Genomic DNA, 13,748 nt, shown 5'->3' with positions numbered 1-13,748 from the left:
GAAACAGAACATTCTGTTTTGCTATAGATTAAGAAGAAGTGTAAACCATATCAGTTAAAAATCAAATAGAAGCAATAAGTGTCCATGGATCCAGAATTATTCTGGGTCCTTTTTGTTTCTTATTTGGGGTCTAAAGTACTCAAGATCCGCTCTAAATGAAATTTAAAGCGCTCATAAGGAAGGAGAACCCGCTCTAAATGAAGTTCAAAGCACTACTAAGGGAAGGCTCCCGCTCTTATTGTGAAAAAACCTCTACTCAACACCATAAAAAATTCCTTCATTTGACATTAAAGAAAATCTGTATTACTCTATACATAACAGATTTCTGTTTGGTTACAAGCAATACAGATTGGAGGGTTATTATGCAAATACAATTAGATCCAAACAGTGAATTGCAGCTATATAAACAATTGGCCAATCAAATAATAGAATGCATTGCGCAAGGTGAGCTGAAAAATGGTGATACTTTACCGTCTGTACGTTCGATGGCTACAGATCTAGGCATCAATGTTAGCACGGTCAGTAAAAGTTATCATGAGCTTGAAGAGAAGGGCTTAATTGAATTGAAGCCGAAAGCAAAAGCGGTCATTATTGGTGGTCAAAAGAGAGCGCTGGAAGAAACGGAGGTTGAAAAAGTCGAAAATGCCTTGAAGCCTATCATGGCGGAGGCTTTTGCGCGTGGCCTCGAGAAAGAGCAAATGACAAGTTTGTTCCAGCGAATTTTAAAACAATGGAAGTAGGGGTAGTATGCTTATAATTGTAGGCATCTTTATCATTGTCGGAATTATGGAAATGATGACACCACATTTAACAAGAAAAACACTTGTTTTTGGTGTTTCCATACCCGAACCATATGTCAAACATCCACAATTAAAGCTGTGGAAGAAGCATTATAGCCAAATCATCGCAGGGATTGCTGGCTTATTCTTAGTAGGTCAAATCGCTCTCTATCTTTCACCTATACAAGAGGAGAAGGTATCTTTAATTTCCTTTATCCTTTTGTATGTCATGCTCCTTTTATCATCAGGTCTTTACATGAGTTATCATGCTAAAACGAAAAAATTAAAGGTGCAGGAGCAGTGGGAGGCACAAATAAAAACAGTATATGTGACAGATTTGTCTATCCGTCAGAAAGAGGAAACATTATCACCTATATTTTTTAGTGTACCCATTATCATCACACTTGCATTAATCGCTTTTACGTACATGAACTATGAGTCAATCCCTGAGGTTTTCGCAACACATTGGAATGGGGCAGGAGAGGTCGATGGTTGGACTCAAAAATCGCGGCTTTCAGTCATCAGTATGCCACTTATATTATTGGCAATACAAATTAGTTTTTTCATGATGAGTCAAGGCATGAAAAGTGCCAAAATTCAATTAAGTGCACAGGCCAAAGAAGCATCCATTCATCGGGAGTTAACTCAGCGTAAATACGGAAGCTGGTACCTGGCAGCCATTAATTTTAGTATGACAATTCTATTTGTTGTTTTACACTATACAACTGTTATTTTACAAGACCAAACCGCTCCCTACTTCTTCCCACTTTTTCTTGTCTTTAATGTCGTTACGTTGGGTGGTTTACTAGTGTTCATTTGGAAGCTCAGTAAAAGTAATGAACGTTTTGATGAGGTACATACAAATGAAACAGCTGCCACAGATGATCAATACTGGAAATGGGGTATTTTTTATTGCAATAAAAATGATCCATCCTTATTAGTGCCTAAAAAGTTCGGGATTGGTTGGACTGTAAATTTCGCGAACAAATGGTGTTACATCTTAATAGCGATTACGTTACTGCCAATTTTATTGGTGATTTTCATATAGAAAGGAAGATTAGATGAAAAAATGGTTATTGATTTGCTGTACAATTTTACTTTTAGCTGCCTGTGGGCAAAAAGAGGTCACTGCACAACATCAAGGATCAAAGGGGACAAATGCAATGAATGAACAGTTTATTGGAAAATGGGAAGGAACTATTGAAACGCCAAATGGACCATTACCGCTTATTATCGATTTAAAGAAGGAAAGTGGTACATTATCCGTGCCAGCACAGGGCTTATCTAATTTTCCATTTCAAAGTGTGACGTATACAGGTGATAAAGTAAAAGTGTCCATAAATTTAAACGGCTCTGCTATTGCCATTAATGGCACAATCAAAAATGAACAAATAGAGGCTACATTTCAACAAAATGGTGGGAAATTTCCTTTAATACTAAAGGCTTATAAAGAGCAACCTGTTACCTATGACACATTAAAAATTCCCGTTCAAAACGGTAACTTAACGGTAGCTGTACAAAAGGCTTCTCCATCTCCATCACCAGTGGCACTGATAATAGCAGGATCGGGGCCAACTGATAAAGATGGTAATTCGGCTTTGGCTGGAAAAAATAATAGCTTGAAAATGTTGGCCGAAGGTTTAGCACAACAGGGCATTGCGACGGTGCGTTATGATAAGCGAGGACTTGGTGACAATCAAGCGCTCTTAACAAAGGAAGAGGATGGAACGTTTGACCAATACGTTGATGATGCTGTACAAATTATCCAAACATTGATGGCTGATAAAGCCTACACAAGTGTCCATGTGATTGGTCATAGCGAAGGCTCACTCATTGGTTTGCTCGCGGCTCAAAAGACAGGCGTAGCATCCTTTGTCTCCATTGCCGGTGCAGGTAGATCGTTAGATGAAGTGCTTTTAGAGCAATTAAAAGGTCAATTAGCACCAAAGCTTTTTAATGAATCCACGAATATTTTGACAGCTTTAAAGCAAGGTGAGCAAGTGAAAAATATTTCGCCAGAGCTACAGGCCCTTTTCCGTCCATCTGTACAGCCTTTCCTGATTTCCTTGCTAAAATATCAACCTGCTAATGAGCTTGCAAAAGTAAAAAGCCGTGTATTGCTAGTACAAGGAACAACGGATTTACAAGTGAAGGAAGCCGATGCTGAGGCATTGAAGAAAGGCAAACAAGACTCAAAATTACTTTATCTAGCGGGTATGAATCACGTATTGAAAAAGGCACCGGCAGATCGCGCCAAAAACTTAGCAACCTATGCAGACCCTTCGCTGCCACTGCATGAAGAATTACTACCAGCAATTGAGCAATTTATTAAAAATGAAAAGTAGGATGATTAACCTTGGGAGTACTTGTCTATTTAATAATCATGCTGCCGTTTCTCATCTTCGCCATTGTTCTATCGCAAGGTAAAGGAGCTTTTCTACTTGAAGGCTTTCATACGATGGCACAGGAAGATAAAGAACAATATGATGAAAAGGCACTGGCAAGATTTATGGGAAAAATGATGTATGGCTACTGTTTTTGTGTACTTTTATGGATACTAAACGAATTTTTCCATACACAATGGTTATTTCATGTAGGTCTTGTACTTTTTGTCGCCCTTACGATATTTTTATTGATCTATGCGAACACAGGTAATCGTTTCAAAAAATAGCATGTAAGAAAAAGTAGAACCATTTTATAATGGTTCTATTTTTTTGTAAGCGCTTTATGAAAATTCTTTAAAATCTAAATATTTGGAAAACCGTAATTTTAGTGTCACGAATATGCTCGTTCATGCGCTGTTTTTCTTCTTTTCTGTAAAAATAGAATTTTAAGAATAATTAGTATTATTATAGATGACATTAAAAAATTACTAAGTTAGGAGAATTCTTTGATATGTCGCAAATGTTAGCACTGACGATAGTACTTGCTATTCTTTACATCGGAGATATCGTAGCAACAAGAACGAAGGCGTGGATTCCATCTGTGTTCGTCTGTGCGGTATTATTTTTAATTGGCTATTGGACATTCTTCCCGAAAGATATTGTTAGTATTGCCGGGATTGGTCCAGTCGTTGCCACGATGTTAATGTATTTATTAATTACGAATATGGGTACACTTCTGTCCCTTAAGGAATTGAAAAACCAGTGGAAAGCCATCGTTATTTCTTTAGCTGGTATTGTAGGCATCATCGCCATATTATTTACAATTGGTGCCTTGCTATTTGATTTAAAAACGATGATTGTTGCAGTTCCACCATTAGTCGGTGGTGTTGTGGCAGCGCTAGTGATGTCAGAAGGCGCTTCTGCAGCTGGCTTAGAGGATTTAGCCGTCTTTGCCATTGTAATTTATGTTATTCAAGGTTTTGCAGGATATCCCATCACGTCCATTGTATTGAAGCGTGAAGCAAAACGTTTATTAAAAGAACATCAGCAAGGGAATATACAATCGGTAACACAGGTAGAGGAAGATGTTGAACAGGCATCTGAGCAACCAAAATTATTTAGTAAAATTCCTACCAAGTACAATACAGAATACTTTAAATTTTTCCGTTTAGCGCTTGTTGGATTATTAGCGTATGGTACATCTACAGCATTAGCACCTGTTGTGACAGTCAATGCGTTAGTGCTATGCCTAGTGTTTGGTGTCCTTGCATCGACATTTGGTTTTTTAGAAAGACAACCATTGCAAAAAGCAAATGGCTTCGGTTTTGCCATTATGGGGTTAATGCTCTTTATATTTGATGGCTTAAAACAGGCTTCCCCTGAAATGCTGATGCGTATTATTGTGCCATTAGTAGTGTCTATTGTCTTAGCAGTCATTGGTATGTATATTTTCTCTTTCATCGCAGGAAAAGTTTTAAAGGTCAGCCCGAATTTAGCGTTTGCTGTATCCTTAACAGCGCTCTATGGGTTCCCAGCAGATTATATTTTAACGAATGAAGTAGTGAAATCGTCCACAGCCGATCAAAAAGAACGAGAAATGCTGTTAAGTCATATGTTACCACCGATGCTTGTGGGAGGTTTCATTAGTGTAACGATAACATCTGTGATTTTAGCGGGTATTTTTGTCAATTGGCTATAAAGAAGGAGAGAGTCAGCATGAATAAAATGAAAGAAATTATTGCGGAATTAAATAGTGAGCTTGTGGCAATTCGTCAAAAATTGCACAGTGAGCCAGAGCTTTCTTGGGAAGAATATGAAACAACGAATTATGTAGCAGCATATTTAGAGAACCTTGGTATTCCGTATAGACGAATAGAGCCAACAGGCATTATTGCGGAGTTAAAAGGGGGCAAGGAAGGAAAAACCGTTGCCTTACGTGCAGATATGGATGCATTATCAGTTTATGAAATACGAGAAGATATTCCGTATCGCTCTAAAACGGATGGTAAGATGCATGCCTGTGGTCATGATGCGCATACAGCCATGTTGCTGATTGCAGCTAAGACATTACATATGGTACAAGAAGAAATTGAGGGAACAGTTCGTTTTATTTTCCAGCCAGCGGAAGAAGTAGCTACAGGCGCAAAAGCGATGGTAGAGCAAGGAGCAATGAAAGGTGTAGATAACGTCTTTGGTATTCATATTTGGTCACAAATTGACACAGGGAAAATTCAGTGTAATAAAGGTCCTGCCTTTGCCTCTGCTGATATTTTCAAAGTGCGCTTTAAAGGGCAGGGCGGTCATGCCGCAGTCCCACATGATGCCATTGATGCCGTGATGATTGCTTCAACGTTTGCTTTGAATGTCCAAACAGTTGTGGCACGTACAGTCAATCCACTTCAACCTGCCGTTCTTACAATTGGAAAAATGGAGGTTGGCACACGCTTTAATGTAATTGCAGAAGATGCCATTTTAGAAGGGACTGTGCGTTGTTTTGATAAAGAGGTTCGTTCACATATCGAAACGCAAATTCGTCATTATGCTGACCAGATTGCCTCACTTTATGGTGGCACAGCAGAGGTCGTTTATGAATATGGTACACAAGCCGTCAACAATGATGTGGCGAGTGCCAGCTTAGTCGAGCGCCTTGCAGCTGAACATTTTGGCGCGGATGCTTATCATATTGATGATCCGACAATGGGTGGAGAAGACTTTAGCTTTTACTTAGATGAAGTACCTGGCTGTTTTGCTCTAGTAGGCTCAGGCAATACAGAAAAGGATACACGCTGGGCACATCATAACGGCCATTTTAATATCGATGAAGATGGTTTGCGCGTTGGAGCCGAATTATATGTACAATATGCGTTAACTTGGTTAAGCGAAAACTAATAAAGTGAAGTAACTAAGCTTCTTATGAAATTAGTATAAATTCACCTTAGCTGGTCATAATAAAGAAGATTTCACTTATGAAATCTATAATGATGAGGAGGATGAAAAATGAGTAGGTTCGAACAACTAGACCCCAAATCTCAAAAAATCCACCGCAACTGGTCAAGGATTAAGCGATCAAAATCGCAAGTAAATGGTGAAACGGAGATTACTCTCCATAACCGTCTCTTGCGAAGTGAAGCAAAGGCCCGTCAGTTTTAATCATGCTAGAAAAGTAAGTGTCATCAAGCCCAGAAAAAATTCTGGGTTTTTCTTTATGACTAAGAAAGATGTATTATATTGTAAGGAAGTAATTTCTAACAGAAAAGGAGAGGAAAGCTATGATTAATCCTATTCCCATTTATCTACAGCAATTTGCAGGAAACGTCCAAATTATAGATGACGTTGAATCCCAGTTTCAGCTTCATTCTAGTGCAGGCAATGAACAATTTGAAATTTGGTATTACGGTGATTTGCTAATGATTGAAGGGGAGGAAATGCCTTATATTACAGGCTCAACCGCTAGAATCGTTGCTAAAAATCCTTTATCCGCCGAGGAAATTTTGCTCTTTGATGCGACTCTACATGGTTATAATGCGCTATTTTGTGAGGCGTATACAGAGAATCACCGTGACAACCGTCCACTAGAAAAATATAATTTACCCGAAACAGAAGTCGTATTATCATTTTTCTATAACATCGACTATGACGAAGAAATAGACGACTATGAGGTAGATGAACAAGAAAATGTTCAACTTATAAATGGAGAAACCACTAACTGGGAAACGATTAAAAGAAATGGCTATGATGCATTTGCTTTTTATTTTAAAAAAGAAGATGGAACACTTTTAGCATTTACTGAAGAAGAACTAGCCTAATAGGAAGGGATTTTCGCGAAATGCAACTCATACAATTTACACAAGATTTAGCAAATCCAATTCATCAATACCAATCCATCGATACATTTTATAGAAAAATCACGAAAACGGAAGTACCTACGACGATCGGTTTCATCTATATTGAGTCTGGCGGTGTGGTTGGTTTGCATGAAGCCCCCATTCCACAGCTATTTATCGTTATTAATGGAGAGGGATGGATTAGTGGTGAAGATGGTGAAAAAATCACGATAAAAACAGGACAGGGAGTACTATGGCATCAAGGACAGGCACATGAATCTGGTAGTATAACGGGCTTAACAGCACTTGTTATCCAAGCGGAGCAGATAAATCTTACATAAATAAAAGTGTAACGGTAGTTGCAAGAACCGTTACACTTTTTCATATTGTTTAACCAATTTAACTGTTTTAAGTAGATGGCCATCAAATTGTTCATCAAATTCTTCTATTGCTACAAATCCCTTTGCTTGATAAAAATGCATACCAAGTTTATTTTCTTTCTCTACACAAACAAATAAAGACGATAGATTTGGGAGCATGCGTAGTCCTTCCTGTAAAAGTGCAGTACCCACGCCCTTACCATGCATATCAGGATGTAAATAAATCGCATGTAGCTCCGCCTCACCTTGTGTTACATTTGAAAAATTAGCAAAGCCTACTAGCCATTCATCAAAAATTGCAACGAGAAACGGACTATTGATAAGACGTTCGATTAATCGTTCTCGACTATAAGCTAGTTGTAAAAAACGATCTTGAATGTCACGTGGAATGATTCCTTCGTATGTATGATGCCAGCTTATTCTAGCAATTTCTTGTACAAAAGTAATGTCATTTTCTTGCATCTGTCGTATAATAAGTGTCAACACTTTTCACCTGCTATTCTAATTTTTCTCTTTATTGTAACATTCAATCATTCAAAGGGGGTCACTTTCATGCAAGTAATTGAAAAAGCTTTTGGCTATATCACGAGAACGCATGAGGATCAATTACAGGTACTCGTATTTGAACAGAATTCAGTTGGGGCAGGTATCCAGGTGCCCAAAGGTACGGTTGAGGAAGGGGAAACACCTTTAGATGCTGTGAAACGTGAAATGCTAGAAGAAACAGGTCTAACCACACTTGTCGTTCAAGCGCTAATAGCACAGGACTATTTTAATCATCCATCAGGTGTTTTACAGAAACGGTATTTTTATCATTTAACATCCGATGAAACACGGGATGCATGGCAACATCATCCAACAGGCTTAAACGAAGGGGATTTAATCTTTTCATTCTATTGGATTTCAGCTGAGCAAGATGCCCTGCTAGCAAAGGGGCATGGCGATTATTTATACCGATTGTTAGCAAAGGTGAGAAATTGAACCTATTATAATAAAACCGCGTCAATTGGACGCGGTTTTTATGTTGATTCAATTAAGCCTTGGCAGCAATCTCTAGGGCTTGTGCAAAATCAGCAATTAAATCATCAACATGCTCAAGTCCTACAGAAAAACGTAGAAGACCATCTGTGATGCCTCGTTTAGCACGCTCTTCAGGCTCCATAGCCGCATGACTCATTTTTGCAGGGTAAGAAAGGATAGATTCTACTCCTCCAAGAGAGACCGCAAATACTGGAATTGTCATCGCCTCAACCAATGCTTTTGCAGCAGCATAGCTTGGTAGTCGGAAGGATAAAACGGCCCCAGGACTTGTGCTTTGACGTTGATGAATAGCGTAGCCTGGGTGTGAAGCAAGCCCTGGATAGTAGACCTGCTCAACTAGTGGATTGCTAGCCAAATACACAGCAATTTTTTGTGCAGATTCAGCAGAACGACTAAAACGTACATCTGTTGTTTTGATGTTTTGTAGTAGTGTGAATGAATCCTGTACACCTAAAATATTACCGAATGAATTTTGGATAAAGTAGAGATCCTGACCTAGCTTTTCATCGGCAGTAACCGTTAAGCCAGCAATAATATCAGAATGTCCAGATAAAAACTTCGTTGCACTATGAATGACGACATCTACACCAAGTTCTAGTGGGCGTTGGTGTAACGGTGTCATAAAAGTATTATCCAAGAATGTAAGGCAGTGGTGTTGCTTGGCAAGCGCCACTACACCACGAATATCTGTAATGCCTAACGTTGGATTTGATGGTGTTTCCATATAAAGTAGTTTTGTAGCTGGCGTGATTGCTGCTTCTACAGCTGCTAGATCCGTAAAATCTACAAATGTATGGGAAATCCCAAAGCGCGGCAACACCTTTGTTACAAAACGATAGGTTCCACCATAAACATCCTCAGTCATGACGATATGATCTCCCTGCGATAACAGCATTAATGCTGCTGATACGGCAGCGATACCAGATGAAAATGCATGGGCACGAACGCCTCCCTCAAGCTCTGCTACAGCTTTTTCTAACGCATCTCTTGTAGGGTTGCCTGAACGAGCATAATCATATTCTCCAAATTCATCTATACTTTCTTGATGGAAAGTAGACGACAGATACATCGGGACGTTAACAGCCCCTTTTTTATTACTATAGCCATCACGAACACCTGCGTGAATGAGGCTTGTTTCAATACGTTGCTTCATCAATTACGCCTCTTTTCTAAGGATATCAAACACTTGTCGTAAGTCTGCAATTAAATCTTCTGCTTCCTCAATGCCAACAGAGAAGCGTAATAAACGATCACAAACGCCACGCTCCACACGCTCTTCATAAGGCATATCTGCATGTGTTTGTGTAGCAGGATACGTAATAAAGCTTTCGACACCGCCAAGACTTTCAGCAAAAGTAATTAACTTTAAGTTACGAAGGAATGGGTCAATCCACTCAGGCTTTTGCAAGCGGAATGACAGCATGCCACCTTTTCCAGTGTAAAGGACATCGGTCACTAACTCTTCTTCCTCTAAGTAAGCAGCAATCGCCTTCGCATTGGCATCATGTTGCTTTAAGCGTAGATGCATTGTTTTTAGACCACGAATAAGTAACCATGAATCCATAGCTCCTAGCACCATTCCACTACCATTATGAATAAAGCCAATGCGTTCGGCTAATTCTGTGCCTTTAGCAACCACTAGCCCAGCTAAAACATCATTATGACCACCAATATACTTCGTTGCAGAATGAAGCACAATATCTGCACCTAATTCAATAGGGCGTTGGAAGTAAGGCGTATAAAAAGTATTATCCACAATTAGCCATGCCCCATGCTTATGTGCTAACTCCGCATACACTTGTAAATCAAACTCCTGCATAAGTGGATTTGTAGGTGTTTCAATAAATATTGCACGTGTATTTTCATTCATTAATGCTTCCACCTGTTCAACCGATTCAAATTTTGAATAAACAGGCTTAATATTATAAGTATCTTGGAAGAAATTAAAAAGTCTATATGTACCACCATATAAATCATCTGGCACGACTAATTCATCGCCTGGTTTAAATAGGGATAACACCAATTGAATGGCAGCCATCCCGGAGCTACAGGCAAAGCCCATATCGCCACCCTCTAAATCAGCAATTCCTGCTTCTAAAAGAGCACGTGTTGGATTTTTTGTACGTGTATAGTCAAAACCAGTAGATTCACCAATCCCAGTATGTTTATAAGCGGTCGATAAATGAATGGGTGGGCTCACAGCTCCTGTTGCTGGGTCACTTAAATTACCAAGTTGTACAAGCTTTGTTTCAATACTTCTGTTTAATGTCATGACGTCACTCTTTTCTTCAATATTATTAAAAGCAACAACTTTTGCTTTCAATTTAATAGTATTCTCAATAATTGTTACCAATTTAACATGGATACTAAAGAAGAACAAGGTGATTTCTGAAAATTAGCTAGATTATTTATAGTTAATCACCTAGGAATAGTAGGAGATTAATTTACTTCTTGTTATTTTCTAATGGAGTGATCTTTAGCAAGAATGAGCAGTTTCAAGTAGAGCTAAAGAAGTGGAGGATAGTTTCTAGTTAGCAGATACAAGATAGAAAGTAGCGGATAGAACGTGAAAAGTGATGGATAGAGCAGACAAAGTGAGGGATTGGTTCAAAAGTAGCGGTTAGGACGTGAAAAGTAGCGGATACAACGTAAAAAATGAGGGATAGAGCAGACAAAGTGGGGGATAGGTTTTGAAGTAGCGGTTAGAACGTGAAAAGTAGCGGATACAACGTAAAAAATGAGGGATAGAGCGGACAAAGTGAGGGATAGGTTTTGAAGTAGCGGTTAGAACGTGAAAAGTAGCGGATAGAACGTGAAAAGTGATGGATAGAGCAGACAAAGTGGGGGATAGGTTTTGAAGTAGCGGTTAGAACGTGAAAAGTAGCGGATACAACGCGAAAAGTGGTGGATAGAGCAGACAAAGTGGGGGATAGGTTTTGAAGTAGCGGTTAGAACGTGAAAAGTAGTGGATAGAGCAGACAAAGTAAGGGATAGGTTTGAAGTAGCGGTTAGAATACAAGTAAAGGAAACAAAATAAAAACATCTGCCTCCTTTAAATGAGAGACAGATGCTTTAACAACATGTTAGGCTTGTTCTTTTTTTAGCAAGTCGCGAATTTCTTTGAGAAGCTCTTCTTTGGCATCGAGTTCAGGTGCTGGTTCTTCCACGACTGCTTCTTCTTTTTTACGTGTGAGCTTTGTCATAATTCGTAAGGCCATAAAAATGGCAAATGCTATGATTAAAAAATCAATGATGGATTGTAGAAATACACCAAAATTGATTTGGGCTTCACCTGAGCCAAAAACAAAACTCTTTGTTAAATCAATACCACCTGTTAAAACACCGACTAATGGCATGATGATATTTTCAACTAAGGAGGTAACAATTTTACCGAAAGCACCACCAATGACTACTGCTACTGCTAGATCGACAATATTGCCTTTCATCGCAAATTCTTTAAAGTCTTTCCACAAAATAAATTCCTCCCTATTATTATCCAATAAACGAATCAATCTGTATTTTACTATATTTTTAGCAAACCTTTCAACTGCTTTCATGGTGGAAATGATGTACTTTCATAGATATGGAAGACTTCATTCTTTCAAAATGAAAAGATATACTGCACATTACGGAAAATTTGGTAATATAGAAAAAGAATACTAGATTAGGTGTGACGTATGGCAAAGAAAAAGAATAACAAACCTCTGTTATCACCCGCGACAAAATTGGGTATGATAGCATTATTGATTCCAATTGCAATTACCGTGTATGTTCTCACATTTTTTGCTTGGAAGGAGCTTCAAACATTACCGATATTCGAAAAGCTTGTCCAGCAAAAGGCAATTGAGGAGATTCAACAGCATTTCGATATGAAAATTCCTGAGCAATACATTCCCGTTTATGTAGCTGCAGAAGAAAAATATGGTGTACCCTGGACATTACTTGCTGCGCATCATCGTATTGAAACACGGTTTTCTACGGTAAAATCAATGGTATCATCTGCAGGGGCAGAGGGGCATATGCAATTCATGCCCTGTACATTCGTTGGCTGGCAGCATCCCACATGCTCAGGTTTGGGAAAAGGAAGCATCACAAAAACTGAATTGATGAGTCCTGAGACGATTGCTAAATATGGAGGATATGGCGTTGACGCAAATGGGGATGGAATAGCTGATCCCTATGATATTGAGGATGCAGTATTTAGTGCTGCGAATTACTTATCCAAATACGGTGCTGCGACAGGGAATATTAAGAAAGCTGTTTACCAATACAACCATAGCGAGAAATATGTTGAGGATGTGTTATATTACTACCAGTTGTATGATGATTTTCACGATGAGCTCCAAGCAGCTGTTCTCTTACATGAAAAAAAATAAAGAGCCATCACATTGGATGGCTCTTCATTACATATTTAAGTTGCTTTACGCATACCTTTTAAAATAAGGCTGACGATAAAGATCAACACGATGGCACCGATTAGTGCTGGGAACACGTAGAAATCACTTACTCTCCAGCCCCAGTTCCCTAAAACCATACTACCAATCCAAGAACCGACAATCCCTGCAATAATATTCCCGATGATGCCGCCTGGTACATCTTTACCTAAAATGACGCCAGCTAGCCATCCAAGAATTCCTCCAATAATTAAATACCAAATGAAACTAATCATTACTTTCATCTCCTTAAATTTAAGATATAATGGCGATTACTTAGTTATACCCTGAATGGAGTAGATTAAACACTGTGATTTTGTTTAGTAATTATTACATGTTGTAAATAAGGCTGTAGACAAGTGAATGCAGCTCCTTTGCTGTGCTCACTTTATAGCTAATCCACCTGCATAAACTACCGTGAAAATGTCCACATTAACTACAATTACTTCTATATTGTACATACACCGATTATCGCTTACTTCTATAGTATGTTCATGTATTCAATTCGTACCAGAAATGCATGCAACGCCCAATCGCCAGTAACAATAAAAAAACAGCCATTTAACTAAATTATTTACTACAATAACCTTTTCATTCGTGAAAAAATACATTATTTTTTATTGAAACAGAATGTCAATTCTATGTGCGATTCCTTATTTCTTTGGGAGAGTTTTTTGTGTAGAAAAAGAAAAATGGGTAAATTTCCACTTTTTAATAGTTTGAAAATTCTGTATAAAGGGATTATAATGAAGAAAAGGAGCGTGGTCATATGAATATGGCTGTTATGAAACGTTTAAATCGTCAAGGCTTTTTAATTGCTGGTTTGCATTTATTAGTAATGCTAAATCTTGCAGCTGATTTCTTATTCGCATCGTAACCAATTTAATAGAAAGGTGAATGAAATGTT

16 protein-coding genes are annotated in these 13,748 nt (G+C 38.5%); 11 read left to right on the top strand and 5 right to left on the bottom strand.

The window, feature by feature from the left end:
* The first annotated feature begins 362 nt into the window (after nucleotides 1-362).
* From AC1RFD_RS08845 to AC1RFD_RS08805, 9 genes are all read left to right on the top strand, one after another.
* Complete coding sequence (locus AC1RFD_RS08845) at nucleotides 363-740, top strand: GntR family transcriptional regulator (protein ID WP_054549216.1); 378 nt, start codon at nucleotides 363-365, stop codon at nucleotides 738-740.
* A 7-nt stretch (nucleotides 741-747) separates the two neighbouring features.
* Entirely contained in the window at nucleotides 748-1,827 is a 1,080-nt protein-coding gene (locus AC1RFD_RS08840) for a DUF1648 domain-containing protein (RefSeq protein ID WP_054549217.1), read from the top strand.
* 13 nt (nucleotides 1,828-1,840) lie between these two features.
* A complete protein-coding gene (locus tag AC1RFD_RS08835) occupies nucleotides 1,841-3,124 on the top strand; it encodes an alpha/beta hydrolase (RefSeq protein WP_115673346.1) in 1,284 nt (427 codons plus the stop codon).
* An 11-nt stretch (nucleotides 3,125-3,135) separates the two neighbouring features.
* The gene (locus AC1RFD_RS08830) at nucleotides 3,136-3,450 is read left to right on the top strand and encodes a DUF3784 domain-containing protein (RefSeq protein WP_054549218.1); all 315 of its coding nucleotides are present in this window, start codon (nucleotides 3,136-3,138) and stop codon (nucleotides 3,448-3,450) included.
* A 224-nt stretch (nucleotides 3,451-3,674) separates the two neighbouring features.
* Nucleotides 3,675-4,862, top strand: coding sequence for a hypothetical protein (locus AC1RFD_RS08825; protein WP_115673345.1), 1,188 nt, complete (start codon nucleotides 3,675-3,677; stop codon nucleotides 4,860-4,862).
* Between the two features lie 17 nt (nucleotides 4,863-4,879).
* Nucleotides 4,880-6,052, top strand: a complete 1,173-nt coding sequence (locus tag AC1RFD_RS08820) for an amidohydrolase (RefSeq protein WP_492474838.1) — start codon at nucleotides 4,880-4,882, stop codon at nucleotides 6,050-6,052.
* Between the two features lie 108 nt (nucleotides 6,053-6,160).
* Entirely contained in the window at nucleotides 6,161-6,313 is a 153-nt protein-coding gene (locus AC1RFD_RS08815; RefSeq protein WP_004231380.1) for a YpzG family protein, read from the top strand.
* A gap of 119 nt (nucleotides 6,314-6,432) precedes the next feature.
* A complete protein-coding gene (locus AC1RFD_RS08810; RefSeq protein ID WP_492474837.1) occupies nucleotides 6,433-6,969 on the top strand; it encodes a hypothetical protein in 537 nt (178 codons plus the stop codon).
* Between the two features lie 20 nt (nucleotides 6,970-6,989).
* The gene (locus AC1RFD_RS08805; RefSeq protein ID WP_054549221.1) at nucleotides 6,990-7,328 is read left to right on the top strand and encodes a cupin domain-containing protein; all 339 of its coding nucleotides are present in this window, start codon (nucleotides 6,990-6,992) and stop codon (nucleotides 7,326-7,328) included.
* A 30-nt stretch (nucleotides 7,329-7,358) separates the two neighbouring features.
* Here the strand turns inward: AC1RFD_RS08805 and AC1RFD_RS08800 are convergent, their stop codons facing one another.
* Complete coding sequence (locus AC1RFD_RS08800) at nucleotides 7,359-7,850, bottom strand: GNAT family N-acetyltransferase (RefSeq protein ID WP_004231387.1); 492 nt, start codon at nucleotides 7,848-7,850, stop codon at nucleotides 7,359-7,361.
* Between the two features lie 69 nt (nucleotides 7,851-7,919).
* Here AC1RFD_RS08800 and AC1RFD_RS08795 point away from each other — a divergent pair, with 69 nt between their 5' ends.
* Nucleotides 7,920-8,348 (top strand): NUDIX hydrolase, encoded by a 429-nt coding sequence (locus AC1RFD_RS08795; protein ID WP_004231389.1) that lies wholly within the window; start codon nucleotides 7,920-7,922, stop codon nucleotides 8,346-8,348.
* A 52-nt stretch (nucleotides 8,349-8,400) separates the two neighbouring features.
* Here the strand turns inward: AC1RFD_RS08795 and AC1RFD_RS08790 are convergent, their stop codons facing one another.
* The 3 genes from AC1RFD_RS08790 to mscL all read right to left on the bottom strand — a co-directional run bounded on the left by AC1RFD_RS08790 (nucleotide 8,401) and on the right by mscL (nucleotide 11,881).
* On the bottom strand, nucleotides 8,401-9,561 hold the full coding sequence (locus AC1RFD_RS08790) for an aminotransferase class I/II-fold pyridoxal phosphate-dependent enzyme (protein WP_048392380.1): 1,161 nt from the start codon (nucleotides 9,559-9,561) through the stop codon (nucleotides 8,401-8,403).
* Nucleotides 9,562-9,564: 3 nt separating this feature from the next.
* Nucleotides 9,565-10,680 (bottom strand): methionine biosynthesis PLP-dependent protein, encoded by a 1,116-nt coding sequence (locus AC1RFD_RS08785; protein ID WP_026023403.1) that lies wholly within the window; start codon nucleotides 10,678-10,680, stop codon nucleotides 9,565-9,567.
* Between the two features lie 811 nt (nucleotides 10,681-11,491).
* On the bottom strand, nucleotides 11,492-11,881 hold the full coding sequence (mscL, locus tag AC1RFD_RS08780) for a large conductance mechanosensitive channel protein MscL (protein ID WP_009370295.1): 390 nt from the start codon (nucleotides 11,879-11,881) through the stop codon (nucleotides 11,492-11,494).
* Between the two features lie 204 nt (nucleotides 11,882-12,085).
* Here mscL and AC1RFD_RS08775 point away from each other — a divergent pair, with 204 nt between their 5' ends.
* A complete protein-coding gene (locus AC1RFD_RS08775; RefSeq protein ID WP_016995260.1) occupies nucleotides 12,086-12,784 on the top strand; it encodes a lytic transglycosylase domain-containing protein in 699 nt (232 codons plus the stop codon).
* 35 nt (nucleotides 12,785-12,819) lie between these two features.
* Here the strand turns inward: AC1RFD_RS08775 and AC1RFD_RS08770 are convergent, their stop codons facing one another.
* Nucleotides 12,820-13,077 (bottom strand): GlsB/YeaQ/YmgE family stress response membrane protein, encoded by a 258-nt coding sequence (locus tag AC1RFD_RS08770; RefSeq protein ID WP_004231402.1) that lies wholly within the window; start codon nucleotides 13,075-13,077, stop codon nucleotides 12,820-12,822.
* Nucleotides 13,078-13,748: the final 671 nt, after the last annotated feature.

The sequence above is a fragment of the Lysinibacillus sp. GW823-FHT02G10 genome (genome assembly GCF_058797135.1).
This window is presented reverse-complemented; position numbering and strand designations above follow the sequence as displayed.

Excerpts from the sequence above, each read along its gene's own strand:
- AC1RFD_RS08770 (WP_004231402.1), bottom strand. The coding sequence starts at position 13,077 with ATGATTAGTTTCATTTGGTATTTAATTATTGGAGGAATTCTTGGATGG.
- AC1RFD_RS08820 (WP_492474838.1), top strand. The coding sequence starts at position 4,880 with ATGAATAAAATGAAAGAAATTATTGCGGAATTAAATAGTGAGCTTGTG.
- AC1RFD_RS08775 (WP_016995260.1), top strand. The coding sequence starts at position 12,086 with ATGGCAAAGAAAAAGAATAACAAACCTCTGTTATCACCCGCGACAAAA.
- AC1RFD_RS08835 (WP_115673346.1), top strand. The coding sequence starts at position 1,841 with ATGAAAAAATGGTTATTGATTTGCTGTACAATTTTACTTTTAGCTGCC.
- AC1RFD_RS08825 (WP_115673345.1), top strand. The coding sequence starts at position 3,675 with ATGTCGCAAATGTTAGCACTGACGATAGTACTTGCTATTCTTTACATC.
- AC1RFD_RS08840 (WP_054549217.1), top strand. The coding sequence starts at position 748 with ATGCTTATAATTGTAGGCATCTTTATCATTGTCGGAATTATGGAAATG.
- AC1RFD_RS08815 (WP_004231380.1), top strand. The coding sequence starts at position 6,161 with ATGAGTAGGTTCGAACAACTAGACCCCAAATCTCAAAAAATCCACCGC.
- AC1RFD_RS08805 (WP_054549221.1), top strand. The coding sequence starts at position 6,990 with ATGCAACTCATACAATTTACACAAGATTTAGCAAATCCAATTCATCAA.
- AC1RFD_RS08790 (WP_048392380.1), bottom strand. The coding sequence starts at position 9,561 with ATGAAGCAACGTATTGAAACAAGCCTCATTCACGCAGGTGTTCGTGAT.
- AC1RFD_RS08810 (WP_492474837.1), top strand. The coding sequence starts at position 6,433 with ATGATTAATCCTATTCCCATTTATCTACAGCAATTTGCAGGAAACGTC.
- AC1RFD_RS08785 (WP_026023403.1), bottom strand. The coding sequence starts at position 10,680 with ATGACATTAAACAGAAGTATTGAAACAAAGCTTGTACAACTTGGTAAT.
- AC1RFD_RS08845 (WP_054549216.1), top strand. The coding sequence starts at position 363 with ATGCAAATACAATTAGATCCAAACAGTGAATTGCAGCTATATAAACAA.
- AC1RFD_RS08795 (WP_004231389.1), top strand. The coding sequence starts at position 7,920 with ATGCAAGTAATTGAAAAAGCTTTTGGCTATATCACGAGAACGCATGAG.